The sequence below is a fragment of the Ruegeria sp. H6 genome (assembly GCF_056532975.1).
Genome location: NZ_JBQFOA010000004.1, coordinates 179680 through 203818 on the forward strand (window position 1 = coordinate 179680; position 24139 = coordinate 203818).

Sequence of the window (24139 nt, forward strand, 5' to 3'; positions counted from 1 at the left end):
TTGGCGGGAATATTTCCTATATTGCAAGGCAAGTCAAACCAACCCCGAGACCGAAGAATGCGGACCGAACCTCAAATCAGCTCTACTGGACATGTCGATTTTGTCGGCGCGGGTCCCGGTGATCCTGAATTGCTGACGCTCAAGGCGTTGGCCGCGTTTGAGCGCGCGGATATCGTGCTGCATGACCGGCTGATCGGCGAAGATGTTCTGGCGCTGGCCGGTAAACACGCCATTCTGGTGGATGTGGGCAAGGCCGGATTTAGCCCTTCTTGGAAACAGGAAGATATCGATGCCCTTCTGGTGGAACATGCGCTGAAAGGGCAGCGCGTTGTGCGTCTGAAATCCGGCGATCCAACCGTGTTTGGGCGTCTGGATGAGGAAATCGAGGCCGTCGAAGCCGCCGGTATCACCTGGCGTATCGTGCCGGGTGTCACCGCGGCCTCAGCCGCTGTTGCCGGTATCGGTCAAAGCCTGACCCGCCGGGGGCGTAACAGCTCGGTCCGGTTTCTGACTGGCCACGATATGAAAGGGTTCGCTGATCACGATTGGTCCGCACTTTCTCGCCCCGGATCCGTCGCTGCGATTTACATGGGTAAGAAATCGGCCCGCTTTATCCAAGGTCGCCTGATCATGCACGGTGCAGATCGCGCAACCCCTGTCACCATCATCGAAAACGCCTCGCGCCCAGATCAGCGCATTCTGGCGACAACGCTCGACACCGTGCCCAAAGACTTGGCCGCTGCGGAAATGCACGGCCCTGCCCTGACATTTTATGGACTGGCGCCACGAGATGCAGCCAGCGCCCTGACCGAATTGAACAAGGAGCTTGCCTGATGGCCCGCGCTTTTACCCCGAAAGTCGTCACCGCCAACGATCTGCTGGAAGGCGATGTGATTTATCAGACCAGTGATGACCGCTGGTCCCGTGATCTGTCCGAGGCTGAGCTGATCACCGACGAAGCGCATGCGCAGGTCCGTCTGTTGGACGCCGCACGCCAAGCCAGCAAGATCGTGGGCGCCTATCTGGCCGATGCCGTTGACGGCGAAAACGGCCCCGAGCCGACCCATTTCCGTGAGGATTTCCGCCGCACCGGCCCGTCAAACTACGCGCACGGCAAGCAGGAAACAGCAACGCAGCCCCGGGCCTGACCGGCCTTCTCTCTCCCCTAAAGGCCCCAAAGATCGGGGCTGCACGTAAGGACAGCTAGACATGTATCGCTACTCCGAGTTTGACCACGAATTCCTGGCAGAGCGCAACAGACAGTTCCGCGCTCAGGTCGAGCGTCGTATTGACGGTTCGCTGACCGAAGATGAATTCAAGCCCCTGCGCCTGATGAACGGCCTGTATCTGCAATTGCACGCCTATATGCTGCGGGTTGCCATTCCCTATGGCACGCTGAACAGCGCGCAGATGCGTCAGCTGGCCCTGCTGGCCGAAAAGTGGGACAAGGGCTATGGCCACTTCACCACCCGTCAGAACATCCAGTATAACTGGCCCAAGCTGAACGACGTGCCGGATATGCTGGACGCGCTGGCCGAGGTTGGCATGCACGCCATCCAGACCTCGGGTAACACCATCCGCAATGTGACCGCCGACCATTTCGCCGGTGCCGCCGCGGATGAGGTCGCCGATCCGCGCCCCTATGCGGAACTGCTGCGCCAATGGTCGACCGATCACCCGGAATTCCAGTTCATGCCGCGCAAGTTCAAGATCGCCATCACCGGCAGCGAAAACGACCGCGCCGTGATCAAGGCGCATGACATCGGCCTGCAACTGGTCGAACGCGACGGTGTTCTGGGTGCCCGCGTCATCGTTGGTGGCGGTCTGGGCCGTACCCCGATGATCGGCAAGGAACTGTCGGAATTCGTCGCATTCGACGACCTGCTGGCTTATCTGGAAGCCACCGTTTCCGTGTGGAACCAGATCGGCCGCCGTGACAACAAGTACAAGGCGCGTATCAAGATCACCGTGCACGAACATGGCATCGACGCCATCCGCGCCAAGGTGAACGAGCGTTTCCTGCAGGTCCGCCCGCAGTTCAAGGGCGCCGATATGGCTCTGCTGGATGAGATCAAGGGGCACTTTGCGCCGCCCGCCTTCCGCGAGGCTTCGGTTGCGTCCTTTGAGGCCGCTTATACCAACGATCCGGTCTTCCGGTCGTGGGTCGACACCAACATCGCGCCGCACAAGGATGCGGATCATGCGATCGTCACGATCTCGATCAAGAAGCATGGGGCAACGCCCGGTGATGCGACGGCTGAGCAGATGCGCGTGATGGCCGATCTGGCCGAAGAGTTCGCCTATGACGAGCTGCGCATCAGCCATGAGCAGAACGTGATCCTGCCGCATGTCCACAAATCGGACCTGCCTGCGATCCACGCCAAGCTGAAAGAGCACGAACTGGCCACCGCCAATATCGGCCTGATCAGCGACATCATCGCCTGCCCCGGCATGGATTACTGCGCGCTGGCCACGGCCCGCTCGATCCCGGTTGCCCAGCAGATCGCAACCCGGTTCGACGAGTTGAAGCTGGAGCATGATATCGGCCACCTGAAGATCAAAATCTCGGGCTGCATCAACGCCTGTGGTCACCACCATGTCGGCCATATCGGCATCCTGGGTCTGGATCGTGCAGGCGTGGAAAACTACCAGATCACTCTGGGTGGAGACGCGACCGAGACAGCGGCCATTGGCGACCGTACCGGGCCGGGTTTTGCCTATGACGAGATCGTGCCTGCAGTGGAACGCATCGTCGACACCTATCTGGAACAGCGCGACAGCGCCGAAGAGACGTTTCTGGAAACCTATCGCCGTGTCGGCATGGCACCGTTCAAAGCAGCCCTCTACCCCGAGGCACGGGCGAATGCCGCTTGACCTGATCCAAACGGAACTGGGGGCCGGACGTTCTCAGCTGACCGAAAAGGTCGATGCGCTGAACGCCCGGTTCCGCCACCACAGTGCGCATGACGTGATGCATGGTGCGATCGAAGAGATCGATGAACTGGCACTCGTCTCAAGCTTTGGGGCCGAATCTGTCGTGTTGCTGCATATGGCTGCGGTGGTCGACAAGGCCACCCCGGTCCTGTTCATCGACACGCAAATGCTGTTTGCCGAAACGCTGGAATATCAGCACGAGGTTAGCGAGCGTCTGGGTCTGACGAACATCCGTATCATCCGCGCCGACGAAGAGGACGTTCAGCGCCACGATCCCTATGGCGCGCTGCACCTGCGCGATACTGATGCGTGCTGCAACCTGCGCAAAACCTTTCCGCTGCAGCAGGCCTTGACCGGCTATTGCGGCTGGATCACGGGACGCAAACGGTTTCAGGCAGGCAGTCGTGCCGCGCTTGAGTTTTTCGAAGTCGAAGACGGCACGGGTCGGATCAAGGTCAATCCGTTGGCCCATTGGGCGCCCGAGGATGTGCGCGCCTATATGGAAGAAAACAACCTGCCTCGGCACCCGTTGGTGGCCAAGGGATACCCTTCGATCGGCTGTGCCCCCTGCACCTCGCCGGTCAAAGAGGGCGAAGACCCCCGCGCTGGGCGCTGGCGTGAACAGAACAAGGAAGAATGCGGCATCCACTTTGTCGATGGCAAAGCGGTACGCGCTGGAGAGAGAACATGAACGTAATCGTAACGGACGAGGGCTTCGCCCCCGATGACTGGACTGATGGCTATGTCACGCTGGATGATGCGGCCAATGATGTGGTTGCTTTGGATGTCGCCTCGGACACAGACCCCGATGAGCTGATCGAACGCCTTGGCAGCGCGCAAATGGTGCGCGTGGACTTTCCGTCCTCGGCCGATGGGCGCGGCTTTACCATTGCGCGCGTTCTGCGCCTGAAAGGATATTCCGGTCGCCTGCGCGCCAAAGGCCATGTGCTTGCGGATCAATATGCGATGGCGCGCCGCAGCGGATTTGACGAGGTCGAGATCGACAACACCTTAGCCGACCGTCAGCCCGAGGACCAATGGTTGGCCCGCGCCAACTGGCAGGACAACAACTATCAGGCCCGCCTGCGCGGCTGAAAACCAAAATCATTCGCACACTAACGAAAATGGGGAGACAATCCCCGTTTCATGACGTATATCAAAGAAACGAAAGAGGCGCCGGTTTAGCTGACCGGTAAGGAAACGATGACAGAGATGAAATCCGTGACTGAAGCAACCGCCGTAAAGGCCCCCGTCCTGCCCGACGCCCAGACTGTTACCGAGGTAAAGCACTGGACCGATCGGCTGTTTTCCTTCCGCGTGACGCGCCCGGCATCACTTCGGTTCCGCTCGGGCGAGTTCGTGATGATCGGCTTGCTGGGTGACAACGGCAAACCACTACTGCGCGCCTATTCGATCGCTTCACCGTCTTGGGACGAGGAACTGGAGTTCTACTCCATCAAGGTTCAAGACGGCCCGCTGACCTCAAAGCTTCAGCACATCAAACCCGGTGACCAGATCATCCTGCGCCCTAAACCCGTTGGTACGCTGGTCCATGACGCGCTGCTGCCCGGCAAGCGGCTGTGGTTCTTTGCCACCGGCACCGGCTTTGCCCCCTTTGCCTCGCTCCTGCGTGAGCCGCAAACCTATGAGGACTATGACGAGGTCATCATCACCCACACCTGCCGCGACGTGGCCGAGCTGGACTATGGGCGTGAGTTGATCGACAGCATCAAGCAGGATGAAATGCTGGCAGAACTGATCGGTGAAGGCTTTGGCGACAAGATCCGTTATTACCCGACCACAACCCGGGAAGAGAGCCCCCGGATGGGCCGCATCACCGAGCTGTTGAAAGACGGCACGGTGTTTGCCGATCTGGGTATCGAAGGCGGCATCAAACCCGAAACTGACCGCGCCATGGTCTGCGGCAGCCTGGCCTTCAACCACGATATCAAGGCGATCCTTGAGGAATTCGGCCTGAACGAAGGTGCCAATTCCGATCCCAAAGAGTTTGTCGTCGAAAAGGCCTTTGTCGGCTGATCCTTACAGCTGACCGGGTTTTTGAATGCCCGGTCAGCGTAAATCCTCGGGAAAACCTGAAATTTTCGCTCAAGCCGGCCTTTATGCCGCTTGAATCGTCTGGCGTCACAGTCTAGATTTCGGGCTCGAAATTCTGCAATTATCAAAGGAATGAACCCATAGCCCGCAGACCTCACAACGCGCCACCGCAAAGAGATACCGGACCGCGCGTCAATGACAGAATCCGTGCCCCCGAAATTCGCCTGATCGGCGCAGAAGGTGAAAATGTCGGGGTGGTTCATCCCGCAAAAGCCATGCAGATGGCCGCCGATGTCGGTCTCGATCTGGTTGAGATTTCGCCCAACGCGAACCCGCCGGTCTGCAAAATCATGGATTTCGGCAAGTTCAAGTATGAACAGCAGAAGCGCGAAAGCGAGGCCCGCAAGAAACAAAAGATCATCGAGGTGAAAGAGGTCAAATTCCGGCCCAACACCGATACGCATGACTATGACGTCAAGATGCGGAACGTGTTCAAGTTTCTTGAAAACGGCGACAAGGTCAAAGTCACCCTGCGGTTCCGCGGGCGCGAAATGGCGCACCAGAACCTGGGGCGTGAGTTGCTGGAGCGTGTGGCCGAAGACGTCAAGGATCTGGGCAAGATCGAAAACATGCCCAAGATGGAAGGCCGCCAGATGATCATGATGATCGGCCCGTTGCCGCAGAAGTAACGCATCCTACAGAATATCTGAAACGCCTTCGCCACAAAGCGAGGGCGTTTTTTGTTGCAATAATCGAATGCGCCGGACCTAGATCACCGCATCAATTGCGCGAACAAGCTTGCCCACCATCTCGTCGATCTGCGCCTCTTCGATGATGAAAGGCGGTGCCAACAGAATGTGATCGCCGTGCTTGCCATCTCGCGTTCCCGACATGGGGTAACAGATCAGCCCCTCGGCAAAGGCCGCTTTTTTGATCCGGCCCGCAACCGCCTTGGACGGGTCAAAAGGCGATTTCCTGTCCCGGTCTTGCACCAGTTCCAGCCCCCGGAACAGACCTCTGCCCCGGATATCCCCGACATGTGGGTGTTGGCCGAATGCGGCCTTCAACGCTTGATCCACTGTGTCCCCCATCAGACGCGCCCGGTCCGGCAGATTCTGCTGCGTCAGTTGCATCACGACCGCCAGCGCCGCGGCTGTGGCCACGGGGTGGCCGACATAGGTATGCCCGTGCTGGAAAAAGCCCGAACCGCCCCGGATCGCCTCATAAATGCGGGCGGAACACAGCGTGGCGCCAATCGGCTGATATCCGGCGCCTAATCCCTTGGCGATACATAGAATATCAGGGGCGACCTCATCATGGTCGCAGGCGAACAAGTGACCGGTACGCCCCATGCCGCACATGACCTCATCCAGGATCAACAGCACCCCATAGGTGTCGCAAATCTCTCGAATCCGCTTGAAATAGCCCTGCACGGCGGGAACCGCGCCCAGAGTCGCGCCCACAACCGGCTCTGCCATAAAAGCCATGATAGTCTCTGGCCCCAGGCGCAGGATTTCGGCCTCCAGCTCATTCGCGACGCGCTGTCCGTAGTCAAAACTGCTCTCACCATCGGGTTTTTCCGCATATTCATAGCACGGGGCGATGTGGGTCATTTCCACAAGAATGGGATCGAACTGAGCCCGTCTCCAGGCGTTTCCACCTGCGGACAAAGCGCCCAAAGTATTTCCGTGGTAACTCTGCCGCCGGGCGATCACACGCCGCCGGTCCGCTTGACCGATTTCAAGAAAATACTGCCGGGCCAGCTTGATCGCGGCCTCGGTCGCCTCGGACCCGCCCGAGATGAAATAGACCCGATCCAAATCTCCCGGCGCATGCTCGATCAACAAATCCGCCAGCGCCTCGGCCGGGGCCGAGGTCATGAAACCGCTATGGGCAAAGGCGATCTGCTCTACCTGCTGTTGCACCGCGGAGATCACAGCAGGGTTCGAATGCCCAAGGCAGGACACCGCCGCATCACCGCAATCCAGATAGCGTTTTCCATCCGTATCAATCAGATAACACCCATCACCGCCCGCAACTGTTGGCAGATCTGACCTTGTGTGGCGTGGAAAAACGTGGCTCATACCATGTACCCTTTCAGCAATTCAATCAGCGCCGCAACCGATGCGGCGTTGTCGGCCCATGGACGGCCATGAGAATCCGTCAGGCTGTTTTCAAACCCAACCCGCACGTCCGCGCCACCCAAAGCAGCCAGATGCAGGCACTCATGCTCGCGCCGCCCGAAGGCGCAAACCATCCACCTGCCCGGCCCAGTTGGAAACGTCTTTAGATCTTCGGGTGAAGATTGCCGCGCGGTCGCATAGCGCCCCAGCACATAAAGACGGTCCGTTTGCGCCGCAGGAACGATGCCCTCGGCCATCCAATGGTCTAGCATCTTGGCATCCTCGGCATCATACAAGATATGCTGCACCTTTATGTCACGCTCAGCGCAGAACCCATAGATCTTGGGCGCCAGTTGAGTATCACGCGCGATTTCCCGCACCGCGACCGACGCCCAATCCGCACCTGCGCCCTTTAGGCAGTCATACTGTGCGGCAACGTCGAAAACCCCGGCAGCCTCGGTCGTGATCTGCAATTCCAGCTTCGGTACGGCCTGCCGCAGCGCCTCAAGCGTCTCACGATACTGCCCAGGGTCCAAAGAATGCGCGCCGGTCTTATCCCGGACATGCAGGTGTATCCCGTCCGCCCCAGCCTTGGAGCACGCCACTGCAGCTTCCACGATCTGCGCCAGCGTGACGGGCAAAGCCGGATGATCCCGCGGCCCGCGTCGTGCGCCATTCGGGGCCACCAAAACATAAGGGCGCGCCAATTTTGCCTGTTGATACACCATGGTCCGACCCTTGCTGTTCTCACTCTTTCTACTCCGACCAAACCCGTTTTCTATTGCAATCAACAAAACATATGTTTTTCTTGTGAAATGCAGAAAACCGCCCCAACCCTTTTGCGCCGATTGAAAGACCAGATTGATGCGCTGCCCCCGCAGATGCAGGCCGCAGCAAAATACATCATTGATCACCCTGCCGATTTCGGCCTTGATCCGATCCGCCTGACCGCCGCGAAAATCGGGGTCAGCTCAAATGTCCTTGTACGGCTTTCCCACCATCTGGGATTTGAGGGCTTTGAAGCCTTCCGCCAACCCTTTCGCCAAACCCTTGTCACAGATCGCGAGGATCATCTGGGCCAGACCTGGCTTGAGCGCATGCAAAAAGGCGACCCGTTCAGCGCCACCCAAGCCGGTTTTGCGCAAAATGAGCTGAACGTCGTCTCGCGTTCACTGCGCCTGACAGAGCCTGCTGTGCTCGGAAAAGCGGTCGAGATCATTACCACGTCCAAACGTTGCTTTGTCACGGCCACACGGTCCAGCTATGCTCTGGGCCATTATTTCAGCTACACGGGCCGCATGGCCTATCCCGGCATTCAGATGGCTCCGCTCCATTCTGCGTCGTCCATCGATACGCTTCTTGACGCCACCGCGTCGGATTGCCTGTTTGCAATCACGGTTCAGCCCTATTCCGCCGAAACCATCCAGGCCATGCGGTTTGCCGCCGAACACGGCATGCGCCTGATCCTGCTATCCGACAGTGAAGTGATCGCCCCCGGTGTGCGCCCGGATGTGACCCTGCCGGTCAGCACCCGCGCGCTTCACCCGCTTTCAAGCTTTACTGGCGCAATGGCTGTTCTGGAATGTCTGCTGGGCCATCTATTTGAAACAAGCGGAGAAGAGGCCAATCGCCGCGTGGATCGATACCAAAAGGCCCGCGAAGACACGGGCGCCTATTGGCAACCCTCCAAGCTTCCTCGGATCCGGCACGAAAAAAAGCCCCGATAGATCTCGGGGCTTTTTTCGGTTTACGTTCTTACATGCAGGCTTCGACAGCCCGTTTGGTCATGACACCGACCAGATGGGCGCGGTAGGCTTTGCTGCCGTGCAAGTCACCGATCATGTTCATCGGATTGATCCGCAGATCCATCAGCGCGTCGGGCCGGAATTCCTTGCTCAGCGCCGCCTCTGCTTCGGACCAGCGGAACACGCCATCCTCGCTTGCGCCTGTCACAGCCACGCGCACACCGTCCGCAAACCGCGCCACATAGACACCGACCAGCGCAAACCGAGAGGCCGGCTGCAGGAATTTCTGATAGCTCGCAGCCTGTGGAACAGGGAACCGGACCGATGTGACGATCTCACCCTCATCCAACGCGGTCGAGAACATGCCTTCAAAAAAGTCATCTGCCGCGATCTGGCGCGTGTTGGTCACGATTGTAGCACCCGATCCCAACACACCTGCCGGATAGCAGGCCGCCGGATCGTTATTCGCAATTGACCCGCCAATCGTCCCGCGATTGCGCACCGCCGGATCACCGATCTGACCCGCCAAAGCCGCCAGCGCCGGATACGACCCCGCCGCCTCGCGTGCCACCGTGGCGTGGGTCGTCGCCCCACCCACCGAGACCGAGCCATCATCCTCGACACAGACGCCCTGCATCTCGGCAATCCCGCTCAGCGACACCAAGGCCGACGGCGCCGCCAAGCGCTGCTTCAACGTCGGGATCAGCGTCTGACCACCCCCCAACGCCTGCGCATCCTCGGCTCCCAACGCAGCAACCGCGTCGGCAATGGTCGAGGGCTTCTCAAACTCGAAACTGTACATTTCGCTCTTCCTTTCCGAAAGGCACTCCCGCACCCTTCATCTTTTTGGAAATACTCCGGGGGGCGCGGGGGGCTGGCCACTCGCACCCCAACCTCTCAGCTGTTCATCGCCGCCCAGACGCGCGACGGGCTGACCGGCATGTCGATATGATCGACTGCCTTACCACCCGAATTCAGCGCATCCAGAACCGCATTGACCACCGCGGGCGGCGACCCAATCGCACCGGCCTCACCACAGCCCTTTACGCCCAACGGGTTGTGCGTACATGGGGTCTGGCTAGAATGATCCACGCCATAGAACGGCACATCATCGGCGCGCGGCATGGCATAATCCATGAAGGATGCGCTCAGCAGTTGGCCGTTTTCGTCATAGGCGCAGTTCTCCAACAAAGCCTGACCGATGCCTTGGCCAATACCGCCATGGACCTGACCGTCGACAATCATCGGGTTGACAATGTTGCCAAAGTCATCCGCAGCGGTAAACGCTTCGATGCTGACCTGACCGGTTTCGGGATCAACCTCAACCTCACAGGCATAGGCACCCGCCGGATAGGTGAAGTTTGCCGGGTCGTAAAACGCGGTCTCCTCCAGCCCCGGCTCAACTTCCAGCGGGAAATTGTGCGGCACATAGGCCGTTAGGGTCACATCGCCCCAGGCCACCGATTTATCGGTACCCGCAACGCTGAACTGACCGTCCTTGAGCTCGATATCGGCCTCGGACGCCTCCAGCAGGTGGGCCGCGACCTTCTTGGCCTTGTCGATCACCTTCTCGGTCGCCTTGACCATGGCCGAACCACAGACCGCCAAAGACCGAGAGCCATAAGTGCCCATTCCGAACGGGATCTTCGAGGTGTCACCATGCACGATCTCAACCATCGACTCGTCGATGCCGATCATGTCTGCAACCACTTGCGGGAAGGCGGTCTCATGCCCCTGCCCGTGGCTGTGCGCCCCGACCATCACACTGATCGAGCCGGTGGCGTTCACCCGCACGGTCGCCGCATCGTAAAGACCCGCCCGGGCCCCCAACATGCCAACGATGTTAGACGGCGCGATGCCGCAGGCCTCAATATAGCAGTTGATGCCCAGACCGCGCAGCTTGCCCTTGGCCTCGCTTGCCGCACGACGGGCACCAAAGCCCGCCAGATCGGCAGCCGCCTCAAGCTTGTCCATGGTCCCGTTGTAATCCCCGGTGTCATAGGTCAGCGCAACAGGTGTGTCATAGGGGAACTGAGTCACAAAGTTCTGACGGCGCAGGGCAATCGGATCAACACCCAATTCGCGCGCGGCTTTGTCGATCACGCGTTCCAGCTGATAGGTCGCCTCGGGACGGCCTGCGCCGCGATAGGCATCGACCGGTACCGTGTTGGTGAACATCGCCTTGACGTTCACCTGAATGACCGGCGTCTTGTAGTTACCTGCCATCAACGTGCCATGCAGCCATGTGGGAACCGAGCTGGAGAAGGTCGACAGATAGGCACCCAGATTGGCGTAAGTATCTGTCCGCAGGCCAACAAAATTGTTGTCTGCATCCAGCGCCAACTCAATCCGGCTGACATGGTCACGGCCATGGGCGTCTGACATGAATGCCTCGGACCGCGTAGAGCTCCACTTGACCGGGCGATTGCAGGCTTTGGCCGCAAAGGTGCAGAAAGCCTCTTCCGCGTAGTGGAAGATTTTGGTGCCAAAACCACCACCCACGTCAGGCGCGACGACACGCACCTTGTGTTCGGGCAGACCCAGAACAAAAGCACACATCAGCAGGCGGATCACGTGCGGGTTCTGCGATGTGGTGTAGAGCGTATACTCATCCGTGCCACGATTGTGTTCGGCCACGGCGACACGCGGCTCCATCGGGTTGGCGACCAGACGGTTGTTCACCAGATCCAGCGTGGTCACGTGCGCCGCGTTGGCAAAGACCTCGTTGACCTTGTCATTGTCTGCTTCGCCCAGATGCCAGTCATAGCAGATGTTGTTTTTCAGATCGTCATGAACCAGCGTCGCGCCGTCTTGCGCGGCTGCTTTCATGTCCGTGACGGCAGGCAGTTCCTGAATGTCCAGCTCAATCGCCTCGGCCGCATCACGCGCCTGTTCCAAGCTGTCAGCAACAACGGCTGCAATAGGATCGCCCACGTGGCGGACCTTGCCTTGCGCCAGAATGGGGTGCGGTGGTTCCTGCATTGGCGCGCCGTGGCGGTCGGTGACTTCCCAGCCGCAGGGCATGCCACCCACGCCTTCGAAATCCTTACCGGTGAACACCTTGACCACGCCGGGCATCGCCGCAGCCGCTGAGGTGTCGATTGAGTTGATCCGGCCATGCGCGATGTCGGACCGAAGGAAATGCACATAGGCCTGGCCATGCACGTTGATGTCGTCGGTATAGTTGCCTGCTCCGGTCAGAAAGCGTACGTCCTCGCGCCGCTTGGAACTGGCTCCGATGCCACTGTCTTTGGGCATTGCTTGTTCTCCTCCCTGAAGAAGAATTTTCGTCGAAAATTCCTGGGCCGCGTTATTCGGCGGCGATGCTGGATACGTCCTGGCCGGATGCTGCCATGATTGCCTTGACGATGTTGTGGTAGCCGGTGCAACGGCACAGGTTCCCTTCAAGGTATTTACGTATCTCGGATTCGCTTGGGCGCGGGTTGTCCTTGAGCAGCGCTGCCGCGCTCATCACCATTCCCGGGGTGCAGAACCCGCATTGCAGGCCGTGATGGTCCTGAAACGCCTGTTGGATCGTGTTCAGTGTCCCGTCTTCGGCTGCCTGGCCTTCGATGGTGCCGACATCCGCTCCGTCCGCTTCCAGGGCCAGCATGTTGCAAGATTTGACCGCCTCACCGTTCACGTGAACGACGCATGCGCCGCATTGTGCGGTGTCACATCCAACATGTGTGCCTGTCAGCTTGAGGTGGTCGCGCAAAAAACCGGACAGCAGCGTCCGCCCCTCAACCTCACCGCTCACGGATACACCGTTCACGGTCATCGAGACCTTGGCCATAAGATCCTCCCATTTTGGCTTTTATCGCTGGGTGTCAGTTAAGCACGGGAAAATTCGTTTGAGAACCCAAATATTTGCCTGATCTTGCTGCGATTTCCCTGCGCGATCACTTCATGGTGATACTGTCTGACACAAGGTCAAAAATGCCGTAACGTCATTTTCTTTTTGACGCGCGCGGCTGGGGTCGTGTCGGGATTTCCTTGAGCAAACCGCCGACGCCCATGGCCGAGATATCATCCCCCGAGGTGTCGACTCCGCAGGCCACACGGGACAGAACCCAATCAGCCCCGTTCAACGCAGGCGAACGGGCGCAGCCCGGCAGGCCAATCACCGGGCGATCGCCCAACGCCCCCAGGAACAGCAGGTTACCGGGATCGACCGGCATACCAAACCGATCGACGTGCCCTCCGGCAAGGCGCACTGCGGCGGGCGCAACATCGTTGGGATCTGAGGTGGCCGAGCCGGTCAGGATCATCGCAACATCGCCGTTCAGGTCCCGAATAGCTGACGAAATATCATCCCTTCGATGCGGAACGATCTGGACCTCCGCCAGGTCCATCCCCAGCGCTTCGACACGGCCTTTGATGGCCGCAATACCCTTGTCATTGGGCGGGCCACCGGGGATATCGGTTACCACCAGCCCGGCGCTGCGAAAAACCGGTGTCGCCAGCCGAACGGCGCCGCGTGCGCTCTGCGCCGCGCGCTCTACATCTGCCTTCGGCACCGCATAAGAGATCACCTTGATCGTCGCGACCATACCACCTGTGTTCATCTGTTGATGCTGCGGGACAGTCGCAACAGTGATCATGGGATGAACCCGGTTGAACTGATGCAGGGCATCGACGTCCAGAACGGCAACACCCGGCCCCGCAGCCAGCAGGTTCACGCGCCCGGTAAAGGCCTCGGTCACGCGCAGGTTGCAGGCCTCAGGGTTCGGGCAGAGCGCCGCGGCCAATTCGCGGGCGGCTTCGTCCTCGTGACAATCGCCCGGCTCCAATCGCGCGACGGTGACTTCGGTCAGCCCCGACGCTGCCAACAGAATCATGTGATCCTCGGTCAGGGTCAGCCCCTTGCGAAGCTTCCGATCACCGGCCTGAACGGAATGCGCCAGGATCGCACCTACGGCCTGCGACACATCAACAGGGCCGAACTTCACGCTTTGCCCCGCAAAACCGCCGTCATTTGCGCCAAAATCGCGACGGCAATTTCCGATGGGTCCGCCGCCCCGATATCAAGGCCAATCGGCCCATGTATGCGTGCAATCTCGGCCTCGGAGAATCCTGATTGCGTCATACGCGCGACCCGCTTGGCATGCGTGCGCGTTGATCCCAACGCACCGATGTAGAAAACATCCGCTTTCAATGCCGCCTCCAACGCGGGATCGTCCAGCTTGGGATCATGGGTCAGCAACACCAAAGCCGTCCTGGTGTCGAGCCCCAACTGCGCCACAGCCTCATCCGGCCAATCGGTCGAGATCGTCTCACCGGGAAAGCGCGCATCGGTGGCAAACGCCTCGCGCGGGTCGATGATTGCCGGGTCATAGCCTGCAATTCTGGCCATCGGCACCAGAGCCTGCGCAATGTGGACCGCCCCCACCACAATCAACCGCAGCGGCGGGTTGTGGACCGCAACAAATGTCTGGCCATCTTCTTCGAACCCGGACCGGTCCATCCGCAGTCGATCCTTGTGCGCATCCCGGCGCAAGGCACGTTTGCCTGTCTCGACATTCACCTCATAGGCCAGCGGTTCGCGGGCCGCACGCGCGGCGACCAGTTCGGCCAACATATCTTCCGGCAGGACCTTGCCGACGGGTTCGACCAGAACCCGGATCGTGCCGCCACAGGCAAGCCCGACGGCAAAGGCGTCTTCATCGCTGACGCCAAATTCCAGCAGACGCGCCTCACCCTCTTCGATCGCTTCCAGCGCCTCGACAATCACCGCACCCTCGACGCAACCGCCCGAAACAGATCCTTCGATCCGACCATCCCCCGCGATAGCCAGCTGAGAGCCCACCCGCCGCGGCGCGCTTCCCCAGGTCTGAACAACGGTCGCAAGGGCGGCCCCCTTGCCACTGCGATGCCAGTTCAGCGCGGTTTCGGGACTGTTGTCGAATCTGTCCATCTGGACCTCCGGCGTTGACTGCTTTCAACATAGTGACGAAAGCCGCAATGGAAAGCCGCCTCGTCACGGGTCAGGCGGCTAAATCATGGGCACACAAATATTCAAACAAGCAAACTATTGATTGTGACTGGCCCGCGTTCTAGCCTGCACACATGCGGCACGTAATTGCGCCCGCGACCCCCTATTCATTTCATATCGGAGACAAAACGTTGAAACATATTCTTACCCTTGCCGTGGCGCTTGGCCTGGTGGCTGCCACAACCGTTTCAGCCGACACATTCCTGAAATACGGCGAGGTTGAAGGCTGGAAGGTCTTTATCGACGAAGACAAGAAATCCTGCCTGATCGAAGCTGTGGATGATGCGGAAAACGTTGTTCAGATGGGCCTGACTGAGGACCGCGGCGTCGGTTATGTCGGTGTTTTTACCAAGGCAAAGACCGATATCAAAAGCGGTGAGAAAGAAGCCGTGGCGATCCTGCTGGGTGACAATATCTACGTTGGCGAAGCTACCGGCATGAAGGGGAACATCACCAAGGGTTACTCGGGCGGATACGTGCTGTCAGATGATCCGCAATTCGCGGAAGACATCGCCAAAAAGCATGTGATGATCGTGTTTCCCGAAAAAGAGTTTGCCTTCACCGTCGATCTGACCGGCACCTACAAGGCTATGGAAATGGCGCGGAAGTGCAACGAAGAACAAGTGTCATGATGGATCGGACAGCGCGGTCATAAGCCGCGCTTTCTGCCCCTGATCATCGGGTTGCGAGATCACGGCTGCAAGGTCCTCAAGCGAGGCTATCGAGTGACCGGCACGAAAGCTGTCAACATGGGGCAACATCGTCATCACCCCTTGCGCCTTGGGGGCGAACCCGTCCCAGCGCAGCAGCGGGTTCAACCAGATCAGACGTTTTGACGACAGATGCAGACGTTCGATCTCTTTTTCCAGCAGATCGGGATCGCTGCGTTCCAACCCGTCGGTGATCAGCAGCACAACCGCCCCCTGCCCCATGACCCGGCGCGACCAGTCCCGGTTAAAGGCGTGCAGGCAATCGCCAATACGCGTACCGCCTTCCCAGTCCTGCGCCTCGGCCCCGGCGGCGGCCAGGGCGGCATCAACATCGCGCTGGCGCAGGTGACGGGTGATATTGGTCAGCCTGGTGCCGAAGGTAAACGCATGAACCTTGGCCCACCCCGCCCCTTTGGCATTCGAAACCGCGTGCAGGAAATGCAGGATAATGCGGCTGTATTGGCTCATCGAACCTGAGATGTCGCACAGACCTACCAGATTGGGCCATCGTGGTTTGGGCTCCTGCCAGGCAATGTCACGCAGCTCACCGCCCTGTCGCATGGCCGCACGCAAGGTTCGGGCGCGGTCAACCCGGGTGCCCAAAACGCTGGCTTGCCCGCGTCGCGAGTAAATCGGCTGCACCGGCAGGCTGAGACGCGCCAGCATGCGCTTGGCGCGGGCGATTTCATCCGTGCTCATCTGTTCGAAATCCAGATTGCGCAGACGTTCCTCAGAGGACGCGGTCTGCGTGGCATCAATCTCGATCTCGGTTTCGTCTTGCTGTTGATCCGAACCTTCAGGCGCGTCGCGTTCCACCCCATCCAACAAAGCCTCGGCGGCGCGTTTCTCACCTGCATCGGCCTTGCGATCTTCTTGCACCCCGCGGATGGCTGGAAGCATCATGGCCATCATGTGTTCCATATACCGCGGATCGCGCCAATACATGCGGAACACCTGCGCAAAGACCGTACGGTGTTCCGGTCGATTGACGAAACAGGCGTGAAGGGTCCAGTAGAAATCACTTTTCTCGGTGAACCCGGCGGCTTGGACCGCGCGGATGGCGTCAATAACCCGCCCGGGCCCTATGGGCAGCCCCGCCTTGCGCAGCGCCCGTGCGAAGTGGGTGATGTTTTGTGCCAGTTTTGGGTTTTCCGGCAGATCCGCCGGTATCTGCTCAACCACTCGACTGCTCCACATGGCTGCAAATAACCGACGCTGCGGCCTTTGCCGTCATGTTTGTCACGTCCAGGACGAGGGCCGTTTCAGGGACAAATAGGGTCTCCGAATTTCGAATAGAAGCGAGGATTTCGGGATCAGTAAGCTTGTCTCCGCCAAAGCGCGATGGATCTTGCAATCGTCGTTGGTTTTCCTGAACGGAAAGGTTCAACACAAAAAGATGCAATGCAGCGTTTCTTTCTTTCGCGAAATCGAGCGTCGGCTGAAACAATGGGACTGACGCCGGCTCATCCGCCAAGGCATCCGTCAACACAATTGGAACGTCTTTCGGCAACCGACGCGCATGTCCGAGAATAAGGTCTCGGACCTCTTCCCGCATCGCGACGCTTTCGGGTGTATTACGATCATATATTGCGCGCGCCGCATCCAACATCAGATGGTTATGGATCAGGCGACCGCCCAGGGTGTCTGCCACAATCCGACCAATTGTCATTTTGCCAACACCAGGCCAACCGCCGATATGTATGACTGGCGCAACAGGCATTGGATCAGACTGGTTCCAGATTGGCCTTCGCCTCATCCAGGATCCGTTTGGCCTCGGAACCTTGCAGTTTCTGGATGTCGTCCTGGTATTTCAGGATCGCGCCCAAAGTGTCTCCGATCACTTCGGGGCTTAGGTTCATCACGTCCAAGGCGAGCAGGCATTTGGCCCAGTCGATGGTCTCGGCGACGCCCGGTTTTTTGAACAGGTCCTCGGTGCGCAGGCGCTGAACAAAGGCTACAACTTCACGGCTCAGATCGGCTGCTGCCTCGGGCGCGCGCGCATGGAGGATTTCGATCTCGCGTTCGAAATCGGGATAATCGACCCAGTGATATAAACAGCGGCGCTTGAGCGCATCGTGAACCTCGCGCGTGCGGTTCGACGTCAGGATCACAATCGGCGGCTCGGGCGCCTTGATGGTGCCAAGCTCGGGAATGGTGACCTGAAAATCGCTGAGCGCCTCCAGCAGGAAGGCTTCGAACGGTTCATCGGTGCGATCCAACTCGTCAATCAACAGCACCGGCGCGCCGTGTTCGTCCGGACGCATGGCCTGCAATAGGGGGCGCTCGACCAGATAGTCATCCGAGAACAGCTCGGTTTGCAGCGCAGTGCGGTCAGCCCCGCCAGCAGCCTCGGCTGTGCGGATGGCCACCATCTGCGCCGGGAAATTCCATTCATAAACCGCCGAGGACGCATCCAATCCTTCGTAGCATTGCAACCGGATCAGTCGGCGGTTCAGACCTGTGGCCAGTGCCTTGGCAATCTCGGTCTTGCCGACGCCAGCCTCGCCTTCCAGAAACAGTGGCCGACCCAGTTTCAGCGACAGAAACACCACCGTCGCCAGCGCGCGCCCGCAGACATAGCCCTGGGCGTTCAGCATCTGTTGTACGGCGTCGATGGAATCTGGTTGGGTCATGGACGTCCTCCTTGCGGGCTAACAGGTCACGGGCCGGTGGCGGCGTCAAGTCCGTGCCCGCATCTCAAATGCGGCGATCCTGCGCGCAGGCAAGGGCTTTTCCGCTGCAAGGGTCTGTGTTAGCGGGATGCCATGACCCAGACCCTGACCATCCGCCGCCCCGACGACTGGCATCTGCACCTGCGCGACGGCGCCATGTTGCAAGCTGTTCTGCCCGAAACCGCACGCCATTTTGCCCGTGCCATCATCATGCCCAACCTGGTGCCACCGGTGGTGCGCGGTGAGCATGCCTTGGCCTACAGGGATCGCATCATGGCGGCCCTACCCGAAGGCATGCGGTTTGAGCCGCTGATGACCCTGTATCTGACCGAAGATACCGATGCCGACGATCTGACAGCCGCCCATGCCAGCGGGTTGATCAAGGCCGTTAAGCTGTATCCGGCTGGGGCCACCACCAACTCACATTCAGGGGTTCGCGACTTCGACAAAGTGCGCCCGGTGCTGGAGCGGATGGCCGAAATCGGCCTGCCCTTATGCGTGCATGGTGAGGTCACCGACCCGGACGTCGATATCTTTGACCGTGAGGCCGTTTTCATTGATCGGGTGCTGGATCCGATCCGCAGGGCGACGCCGGGCCTGCGGGTGGTCATGGAACACATCACCACGTCCAATGGGGTGGATTACGTCAAAGCGAATGAGGCTGATCTGGGCGCGACGATCACAGCGCACCACCTGATCATCAACCGCAATCACATCCTCGTGGGTGGGATCAAACCGCATTATTATTGCCTGCCTGTCGCAAAGCGCGAGGAGCATCGCCTGGCGCTGCTGGCTGCTGCAACCTCTGGCGATTCCAGATTTTTCCTGGGCACCGACAGCGCGCCGCATACGGATGACAACAAGGAAATGGCATGTGGATGTGCGGGGTGCTTCACAGCGACCAATACCATGTCGCTGGTGGCCGAGATGTTTGACCGCGCAGGCGCTTTGGACAAGCTTGAAGGCTTTGTCTCTTTGAACGGTCCCGGTTTCTATCGCCTGCCGGTCAACGAAGACACAATCACGCTCAGCAAAGGCGATCCCGTGGAATACCCGGCAAAGATCGAATCCGGTGACGGCCCCGTTACGGTCTTCGATCCGGGCTTTCCGCTGCATTGGCGCGTGGTTTAACCCGCCAACCTGTCGGCCAGATCCGCTGCGCGCCCGCCGGTGCGCAGCATCGACCAGATCGCGTCTGCCTCATCCCCGCCGATGAGTTTTGAGGCCTTTTGCCGAACCCGGTCCTCACGATCCGCCAAAGGCATCGGCGCCAGCAAGTCATGCGTCGCTTCGCGCCGCACGCCATCCCGTTTCAGCAAGGAAACCTGCGCCTGCGTCTCGGTCAAAGTGTCATCAGCCTCAACCGTGATCCGATCCCGCAAAGATTTCAGCCGGGGGTCTGCACAGGTTCTTTCGGAAAAGCTGTCAGGCAATGCCGTATCATGGCCCAAGGCCTGCATGGCGATCACGGTTCGATAGGAAAATTTGGCCCCCAGCCCTGTGTCGGGTGCGGGCTGATTGCACACGCTCATCCATCTGGGATGAGTTTTGACCTTGATTTCGGCCACTTCTGGCTCGGCAATATCCAACGCGCGCGCGGCCTCAAGCGCGGCATGAAGGCCATGGCAACAGGCGTGGAACTTGTGGCTGACGCTTTCGAAAAGCCACTCATCCCCCAACCCATCAAGCGCAACAGTCGCGTCATCCGCCCCAAGATGCGTCGCACCAAACCCATATTTGCCCTGCAGCGATTCTGGGTTTGGAACGAACCCCGCATTGACCAACAGCGCGACCTCAACCCCGTTTGAGGCTGCAAGCCCCGCATTATAGGGTTTGCCCATGGTCCCGAACTGGGATTTCTGGCCAGAGGCGCGCGTTGCGGCCAGCCCCAAGGCCTGCGCCATCTGCCCCGCCTCAAACCCAAGCACCCGTCCCGCGGCTGCGGCCGCGCCAAAGGTGCCCGCGGTTGCGGTTTGATGGAATCCGGCCTGATAGTGCCCACGTCCAAGCCACAGGCCGATGCGAATCGAAAGCTCCATCCCGACCAACGCGGCCTCTAGCAGATCGACGATGGGGCGGTCATCATACGCCGCCAAAGCAAGCGCAGCAGGAAGCACCGCCACTGAGGGGTGACCGATATGGGCAAAATGCGTGTCGTCGTAATCCAGAGCGTGCGAAATGGTGCCATTGGCCAGCGCTGCGCCGCGCAGCGGAGCCGCGCCGCCGCCAAACAGTTGTGCCTGCGCTGCACCGCCTTCGGATAAGACCATATCGCGGATGATGCGCGAAACAGGCTCATCCACGCCTGCGCGTCCAACCGCGAGCCAGTCCAACGCCGAAAGAGACGTCACGATACGTGCCTGCAGGGTTGTCGATATAGGGCCGGTTGCAAATTCGGCGAAAGAAGCGGTCAGATCAGCCATAGGGCGCAGTCTAGCGCCGATGCGGTGAGCGTAAAGCCTCAGCCGTAAAGTTCCGCCGCGCGCTTTTCAAAGGCGCGGACGATGCGCTGCATGGCTTCGTTGAAGACAACACCGATAATGCCTTGCAGGACCGCATTCTTGAACTCGAAATCCACATGGAATGAAACGTCGCAGCCCTGCTCGGTGTCTTCGAATTGCCAATCCGAGCGCATGAATTTGAACGGGCCGTCCAGATATTCGGTATCGATCCGCTTTTGCGCATCAAACAATGTCACCCGGCTGCCGAACCGTTCACGGAACACCTTGAACGATATCACCAGATCAGCCTCCATCACGCGGGCCTCGCCTGTGTCGCGCGTGCTGCGGATGCGGGCGGCGGCGCACCAGGGCAGAAACTCGGGGTATTTCGCCACATCAGCGACCAGATCATACATCTGCTGAGCCGTATACGGCAGGGGCCGGGTTTCCGAATGAGTTGGCATGGCTTCCGTGGCATTAACTGGTGACAATGGCGCGTCATGTCGTATGTTGCGCGCCAAAGATCAAGGGGGCAGCGATGAGCGACCGCGCATATGTGATAGATGAGATGATCTCGGCCAAGGCCATCGCCGCCCGAATAGAAGAGCTTTGCCGCGAAATCACCGCCGAATTTGGTGGCACCGACAAGCTGGTTGTTGTTGGGTTGCTGCGTGGTAGTTTCGTGTTTATCGCCGACCTTGTGCGCGAGCTCGATCTGCCCATCGAGGTCGATTTTCTTGAAGCATCTTCCTATGGAGATGCGATGGAAAGCAGCCGGGAAGTACGTATTCTCAAGGATTTACGGGGCGCAATTGAAGGACGCGATGTGCTGGTCGTTGAGGATATCGTCGACACGGGCCACACACTCAAACACGTCACCAAGCTGCTACACAGTCGCAAGCCCGCACGGTTGAAATCCATTGCCCTGCTGGACAAACCCAGCCGACGCGAGGTTGATTTCCGCTCCGACTGGATCGGATTTGAAATCCCGGACGAATTTGTGGTGGGCTATGGCATCGACTATGCCCAGCGAAATCGCAATTTGCCGTTCATCGGTAAAGTGCGCTTTGTCGAAGGCTAACCGCATTGGACCTGCGACACCTGTTGCGCATGTCGATGCTGGTACGCAAACGGCCTTCGTGGAAGCGGTTCATTTTGATCATCAGCGTCATCCTCATCTGCCTTTTGATAGCAGGGATCGAATACATGGGATGGTGGCCGGATTGGGCGAAAGCCGGCTCAGCTCGGTTTCGGCCCTAGTACCTGGCTGATAGCATTCAGGAAAATTCCAGTGCCGACCGGGATCAGTTGATCCGGAAAGTCATAGTCGGGATTGTGCAACTGCGGATGATCTTCCCCGGCCCCCAGCCAGAACATGGCCGTCTTTGCGCTCTTTCCGAATTGCCCAAAATCCTCGGAAAACCTTTGCGGAGTGTCGGCGCTTTGAAACGGCACAGAAAGTGATTGGCAGGCCTTGGTCAGAATATCAACGGCCGTCGCATCATTGGTGCAAGCTTCGAACACGTCATCATAAGACATCGACACCTTTAATCCGTGCGCATGCGCAACATCATGGGTCAGTGCCTCGGCCTCGGCCATCAACTGATCCATGCGAGCATCGGTTACGGTTCGAAGCGTTACCCAAACCTCGCCCTCGCCCGGTGCAACGCCAAATGTCGCCGCACCCAGGCTGGCATGGGTGACTGTCGTCAACGCATACGCATCATCCAGCGCCCCACCCTTGCCCAGCTCCGCCAACGTGGTCAGCAGCTCTGACATGGCCCCGGCTGGCGATACGCCATCCTGCGGAGCCGCGGCATGTGACGTTTTGCCGGTCAGGGCAATCCGAAGACCACGCGAGGCGCAGTTTGCGGGCCCTGAACACAGTTCGACTCGACCACGTTCAAGGCCCGGTAAATTGTGCAGGGAAAACACGACATCCGGCGACAGGTCCTGAAACCCGGAATCCGCGCGATAGGCCATCGCGCCTTTGCCCGTCTCTTCAGCTGGTTGATATATCAGAACAACGCGCCCGTGATCTGGCCGGTTCTCTGCCAGGGCCTGAGCCACTCCTAGAACCATGATCATATGACCATCGTGCCCGCACAGATGCCCTTTTCCGTCTATGCGCGATGCATATGGCAGGTCCGAGACTTCGTGTATCGGCAGCCCGTCCAACTCGCACCGAATGGCCACCGTTGGCCCTGGCGCCTGACCGTCGAAAACGGCGGCGACACCGTGACCGCCCAGTTCCGTGACGATCTGATCAGGCACGTAGTCGTTCAGATATTCGACAATTTTAGCGGCTGTATTGCGTTCGTCCCCAGACACTTCGGGCATCTGGTGCAGCTCTCTGCGGCGGGCCGTCAGTTTGGCCAGTTGGTTGGGCGTCACGCCTGACCCAGCTTTTTCTGACGCGCCGCTCGCAGGCGGGCAAAATCGTCACCGGCATGGTAGGACGACCGCGTCAGCGGTGTTGCCGAAACCATCAGGAAGCCTTTGCCATAGGCCGCCTTTTCATACGCCGCAAATTCATCGGGCGTCACGAAACGATCCACACCGTGGTGTTTGGGCGTCGGCTGCAGATACTGGCCAATGGTCAGAAAATCGATATCAGCGGCGCGCATGTCGTCCATGACTTGCCGCACCTGCTGTTCCTGTTCACCCAACCCGACCATGATGCCGGATTTGGTGAAGATCGACGGGTCAAGCTCTTTGACGCGCTGCAACAGGCGCAGCGAGTGGAAATAGCGCGCACCCGGCCGGACCTCGGGGTAAAGCCCCGGAACCGTTTCCAGATTGTGGTTGAACACGTCCGGCTTGGCCTCGACCACCGTTTCCAGAACCGAAGGCTCACATTTCAGGAAATCAGGCGTCAGAATCTCGATCGTGGTTTTGGGCGAGCGATGGCGGACCGCGCGGATGGTCTGAGCAAAATGCTCGGCCCCGCCATCTGTCAGATCATCGCGGTCAACCGAGGTGATCACCACGTGGTTCAGTCCCAGTTTCTGCACCGCATGGGCAACGCGACCCGGCTCGAACGCATCCAGCGCGTCGGGGCGACCTGTCGCGATGTTGCAGAAGGTGCAGCCACGCGTACATATCTCACCCATGATCATCATGGTCGCGTGGCCCTGGCTCCAGCATTCGCCAACATTTGGGCAACCCGCCTCTTCGCACACCGTCACCAGCCCGTTGTCGCGCATGATCTTGTGCGTCTCGGCATAACCCTTGCCACCCGGAGCTTTCACTCGGATCCATTTGGGTTTCTTCGGCTGAGCATTGTCAGGCTTATGAGCCTTTTCAGGATGACGTTGCTCGGGAATATTCAGATCACGCACGGGCGGCTTTCCTGACTTGGGGCTTGTTTCGGTTTGCCTAACATATTGCGTCTGGCTTCTCTAGGCCAGTGACGCATGGCCGCTATGCACGCGGATACTGCAAAAGCAGCAATCGTTAAAGAA

At 59.3% G+C, this 24139-nt stretch carries 24 protein-coding genes and 1 pseudogene; 11 read left to right on the forward strand and 14 right to left on the reverse strand.

Annotation, left to right across the window (positions count from 1 at the left end):
- Window positions 1-87: 87 nt before the first annotated feature.
- The 7 genes and pseudogenes from cobA to infC all read left to right on the forward strand — a co-directional run.
- Window positions 88-834: pseudogene (cobA, locus tag ACR0AG_RS10470) on the forward strand (uroporphyrinogen-III C-methyltransferase); the annotation flags it as partial.
- The gene (locus ACR0AG_RS10475; RefSeq protein WP_480838522.1) at window positions 834-1148 is read left to right on the forward strand and encodes a DUF2849 domain-containing protein; all 315 of its coding nucleotides are present in this window, start codon (window positions 834-836) and stop codon (window positions 1146-1148) included. The pseudogene cobA and the gene ACR0AG_RS10475, both read left to right, overlap by 1 nt.
- Window positions 1149-1209: 61 nt before the next feature.
- Window positions 1210-2874: a nitrite/sulfite reductase gene (locus ACR0AG_RS10480; RefSeq protein WP_480838525.1), complete on the forward strand. Its 1665-nt coding sequence runs from the start codon at window positions 1210-1212 to the stop codon at window positions 2872-2874.
- The gene (locus ACR0AG_RS10485) at window positions 2864-3625 is read left to right on the forward strand and encodes a phosphoadenylyl-sulfate reductase (protein WP_480838527.1); all 762 of its coding nucleotides are present in this window, start codon (window positions 2864-2866) and stop codon (window positions 3623-3625) included. Before ACR0AG_RS10480 ends, ACR0AG_RS10485 begins: the two co-directional genes overlap by 11 nt.
- Window positions 3622-4029 (forward strand): DUF934 domain-containing protein, encoded by a 408-nt coding sequence (locus ACR0AG_RS10490; RefSeq protein ID WP_480838529.1) that lies wholly within the window; start codon window positions 3622-3624, stop codon window positions 4027-4029. The genes ACR0AG_RS10485 and ACR0AG_RS10490 overlap by 4 nt, the downstream gene beginning before the upstream one ends.
- Before the next feature lie 108 nt (window positions 4030-4137).
- Window positions 4138-4971 (forward strand): ferredoxin--NADP reductase, encoded by an 834-nt coding sequence (locus ACR0AG_RS10495; protein ID WP_480838531.1) that lies wholly within the window; start codon window positions 4138-4140, stop codon window positions 4969-4971.
- Between the two features lie 245 nt (window positions 4972-5216).
- On the forward strand, window positions 5217-5678 hold the full coding sequence (gene infC / locus ACR0AG_RS10500; protein WP_238528775.1) for a translation initiation factor IF-3: 462 nt from the start codon (window positions 5217-5219) through the stop codon (window positions 5676-5678).
- A 78-nt stretch (window positions 5679-5756) separates the two neighbouring features.
- On the opposite strand, the gene ACR0AG_RS10505 is transcribed toward infC, so the two are convergent.
- Together ACR0AG_RS10505 and ACR0AG_RS10510 are read right to left on the reverse strand one after the other, a co-directional pair.
- Complete coding sequence (locus ACR0AG_RS10505) at window positions 5757-7073, reverse strand: aspartate aminotransferase family protein (RefSeq protein ID WP_480838533.1); 1317 nt, start codon at window positions 7071-7073, stop codon at window positions 5757-5759.
- On the reverse strand, window positions 7070-7840 hold the full coding sequence (locus tag ACR0AG_RS10510; protein ID WP_480838535.1) for a beta-keto acid cleavage family enzyme: 771 nt from the start codon (window positions 7838-7840) through the stop codon (window positions 7070-7072). Before ACR0AG_RS10510 ends, ACR0AG_RS10505 begins: the two co-directional genes overlap by 4 nt.
- Before the next feature lie 87 nt (window positions 7841-7927).
- Here ACR0AG_RS10510 and ACR0AG_RS10515 point away from each other — a divergent pair, with 87 nt between their 5' ends.
- A complete protein-coding gene (locus ACR0AG_RS10515; RefSeq protein ID WP_480838538.1) occupies window positions 7928-8839 on the forward strand; it encodes a MurR/RpiR family transcriptional regulator in 912 nt (303 codons plus the stop codon).
- 28 nt (window positions 8840-8867) lie between these two features.
- On the opposite strand, the gene ACR0AG_RS10520 is transcribed toward ACR0AG_RS10515, so the two are convergent.
- From ACR0AG_RS10520 to ACR0AG_RS10540, 5 genes are all read right to left on the reverse strand, one after another.
- The gene (locus ACR0AG_RS10520) at window positions 8868-9659 is read right to left on the reverse strand and encodes an FAD binding domain-containing protein (RefSeq protein WP_480838540.1); all 792 of its coding nucleotides are present in this window, start codon (window positions 9657-9659) and stop codon (window positions 8868-8870) included.
- Between the two features lie 95 nt (window positions 9660-9754).
- Window positions 9755-12115 carry a xanthine dehydrogenase family protein molybdopterin-binding subunit gene (locus ACR0AG_RS10525; protein WP_480838542.1) on the reverse strand — a complete coding sequence of 787 codons (2361 nt, stop codon included), beginning with the start codon at window positions 12113-12115 and terminating at the stop codon, window positions 9755-9757.
- A gap of 52 nt (window positions 12116-12167) precedes the next feature.
- Window positions 12168-12653, reverse strand: coding sequence for a (2Fe-2S)-binding protein (locus tag ACR0AG_RS10530; RefSeq protein ID WP_480838544.1), 486 nt, complete (start codon window positions 12651-12653; stop codon window positions 12168-12170).
- A gap of 154 nt (window positions 12654-12807) precedes the next feature.
- A complete protein-coding gene (locus ACR0AG_RS10535) occupies window positions 12808-13809 on the reverse strand; it encodes a molybdopterin-binding protein (protein ID WP_480838546.1) in 1002 nt (333 codons plus the stop codon).
- Window positions 13806-14774: an XdhC family protein gene (locus ACR0AG_RS10540; protein ID WP_480838548.1), complete on the reverse strand. Its 969-nt coding sequence runs from the start codon at window positions 14772-14774 to the stop codon at window positions 13806-13808. Before ACR0AG_RS10540 ends, ACR0AG_RS10535 begins: the two co-directional genes overlap by 4 nt.
- A gap of 209 nt (window positions 14775-14983) precedes the next feature.
- Between ACR0AG_RS10540 and ACR0AG_RS10545 the strand changes: the two genes are divergently transcribed.
- Window positions 14984-15484, forward strand: coding sequence for a hypothetical protein (locus tag ACR0AG_RS10545; protein WP_480838550.1), 501 nt, complete (start codon window positions 14984-14986; stop codon window positions 15482-15484).
- Here ACR0AG_RS10545 and ACR0AG_RS10550 read toward each other — a convergent pair.
- The 3 genes from ACR0AG_RS10550 to ACR0AG_RS10560 are packed head-to-tail and all read right to left on the reverse strand — an operon-like array spanning window position 15479 to window position 18195.
- Window positions 15479-16744, reverse strand: a complete 1266-nt coding sequence (locus ACR0AG_RS10550) for a vWA domain-containing protein (RefSeq protein ID WP_480838552.1) — start codon at window positions 16742-16744, stop codon at window positions 15479-15481. The two genes, ACR0AG_RS10545 and ACR0AG_RS10550, sit on opposite strands and share 6 nt — an antisense overlap.
- Window positions 16737-17282: a P-loop nucleotide/nucleoside kinase family protein gene (locus ACR0AG_RS10555; RefSeq protein WP_480838554.1), complete on the reverse strand. Its 546-nt coding sequence runs from the start codon at window positions 17280-17282 to the stop codon at window positions 16737-16739. Before ACR0AG_RS10555 ends, ACR0AG_RS10550 begins: the two co-directional genes overlap by 8 nt.
- Before the next feature lie 4 nt (window positions 17283-17286).
- Window positions 17287-18195 carry an AAA family ATPase gene (locus ACR0AG_RS10560; protein WP_480838556.1) on the reverse strand — a complete coding sequence of 303 codons (909 nt, stop codon included), beginning with the start codon at window positions 18193-18195 and terminating at the stop codon, window positions 17287-17289.
- 132 nt (window positions 18196-18327) lie between these two features.
- Between ACR0AG_RS10560 and pyrC the strand changes: the two genes are divergently transcribed.
- Window positions 18328-19365 carry a dihydroorotase gene (gene pyrC, locus ACR0AG_RS10565; protein WP_480838558.1) on the forward strand — a complete coding sequence of 346 codons (1038 nt, stop codon included), beginning with the start codon at window positions 18328-18330 and terminating at the stop codon, window positions 19363-19365.
- Here pyrC and ACR0AG_RS10570 read toward each other — a convergent pair.
- Together ACR0AG_RS10570 and ACR0AG_RS10575 are read right to left on the reverse strand one after the other, a co-directional pair.
- The gene (locus tag ACR0AG_RS10570; protein ID WP_480838560.1) at window positions 19362-20657 is read right to left on the reverse strand and encodes an MmgE/PrpD family protein; all 1296 of its coding nucleotides are present in this window, start codon (window positions 20655-20657) and stop codon (window positions 19362-19364) included. The two genes, pyrC and ACR0AG_RS10570, sit on opposite strands and share 4 nt — an antisense overlap.
- Window positions 20658-20695: 38 nt before the next feature.
- Window positions 20696-21139, reverse strand: coding sequence for a type II toxin-antitoxin system RatA family toxin (locus ACR0AG_RS10575; RefSeq protein WP_480838562.1), 444 nt, complete (start codon window positions 21137-21139; stop codon window positions 20696-20698).
- A gap of 74 nt (window positions 21140-21213) precedes the next feature.
- Here ACR0AG_RS10575 and hpt point away from each other — a divergent pair, with 74 nt between their 5' ends.
- Window positions 21214-21756, forward strand: a complete 543-nt coding sequence (gene hpt / locus ACR0AG_RS10580) for a hypoxanthine phosphoribosyltransferase (RefSeq protein ID WP_480838565.1) — start codon at window positions 21214-21216, stop codon at window positions 21754-21756.
- Window positions 21757-21914: 158 nt separating this feature from the next.
- Here hpt and ACR0AG_RS10585 read toward each other — a convergent pair whose 3' ends face one another.
- Both ACR0AG_RS10585 and lipA read right to left on the reverse strand, forming a co-directional pair.
- The gene (locus ACR0AG_RS10585; RefSeq protein ID WP_480838567.1) at window positions 21915-23069 is read right to left on the reverse strand and encodes an amidohydrolase; all 1155 of its coding nucleotides are present in this window, start codon (window positions 23067-23069) and stop codon (window positions 21915-21917) included.
- On the reverse strand, window positions 23066-24016 hold the full coding sequence (gene lipA / locus ACR0AG_RS10590; RefSeq protein WP_480838570.1) for a lipoyl synthase: 951 nt from the start codon (window positions 24014-24016) through the stop codon (window positions 23066-23068). Before lipA ends, ACR0AG_RS10585 begins: the two co-directional genes overlap by 4 nt.
- Window positions 24017-24139: the final 123 nt, after the last annotated feature.

Bases quoted from the DNA above. Each gene is read 5' to 3' on its own strand.
- ACR0AG_RS10475 (WP_480838522.1), top strand. From the start codon at position 834: ATGGCCCGCGCTTTTACCCCGAAAGTCGTCACCGCCAACGATCTGCTG.
- ACR0AG_RS10480 (WP_480838525.1), top strand. From the start codon at position 1,210: ATGTATCGCTACTCCGAGTTTGACCACGAATTCCTGGCAGAGCGCAAC.
- ACR0AG_RS10485 (WP_480838527.1), top strand. From the start codon at position 2,864: ATGCCGCTTGACCTGATCCAAACGGAACTGGGGGCCGGACGTTCTCAG.
- ACR0AG_RS10490 (WP_480838529.1), top strand. From the start codon at position 3,622: ATGAACGTAATCGTAACGGACGAGGGCTTCGCCCCCGATGACTGGACT.
- ACR0AG_RS10495 (WP_480838531.1), top strand. From the start codon at position 4,138: ATGACAGAGATGAAATCCGTGACTGAAGCAACCGCCGTAAAGGCCCCC.
- ACR0AG_RS10505 (WP_480838533.1), bottom strand. From the start codon at position 7,073: ATGAGCCACGTTTTTCCACGCCACACAAGGTCAGATCTGCCAACAGTT.
- ACR0AG_RS10510 (WP_480838535.1), bottom strand. From the start codon at position 7,840: ATGGTGTATCAACAGGCAAAATTGGCGCGCCCTTATGTTTTGGTGGCC.
- ACR0AG_RS10515 (WP_480838538.1), top strand. From the start codon at position 7,928: ATGCAGAAAACCGCCCCAACCCTTTTGCGCCGATTGAAAGACCAGATT.
- ACR0AG_RS10520 (WP_480838540.1), bottom strand. From the start codon at position 9,659: ATGTACAGTTTCGAGTTTGAGAAGCCCTCGACCATTGCCGACGCGGTT.
- ACR0AG_RS10525 (WP_480838542.1), bottom strand. From the start codon at position 12,115: ATGCCCAAAGACAGTGGCATCGGAGCCAGTTCCAAGCGGCGCGAGGAC.
- ACR0AG_RS10530 (WP_480838544.1), bottom strand. From the start codon at position 12,653: ATGGCCAAGGTCTCGATGACCGTGAACGGTGTATCCGTGAGCGGTGAG.
- ACR0AG_RS10540 (WP_480838548.1), bottom strand. From the start codon at position 14,774: ATGGACAGATTCGACAACAGTCCCGAAACCGCGCTGAACTGGCATCGC.
- ACR0AG_RS10555 (WP_480838554.1), bottom strand. From the start codon at position 17,282: ATGCCTGTTGCGCCAGTCATACATATCGGCGGTTGGCCTGGTGTTGGC.
- ACR0AG_RS10560 (WP_480838556.1), bottom strand. From the start codon at position 18,195: ATGACCCAACCAGATTCCATCGACGCCGTACAACAGATGCTGAACGCC.
- pyrC (WP_480838558.1), top strand. From the start codon at position 18,328: ATGACCCAGACCCTGACCATCCGCCGCCCCGACGACTGGCATCTGCAC.
- ACR0AG_RS10570 (WP_480838560.1), bottom strand. From the start codon at position 20,657: ATGGCTGATCTGACCGCTTCTTTCGCCGAATTTGCAACCGGCCCTATA.
- ACR0AG_RS10575 (WP_480838562.1), bottom strand. From the start codon at position 21,139: ATGCCAACTCATTCGGAAACCCGGCCCCTGCCGTATACGGCTCAGCAG.
- hpt (WP_480838565.1), top strand. From the start codon at position 21,214: ATGAGCGACCGCGCATATGTGATAGATGAGATGATCTCGGCCAAGGCC.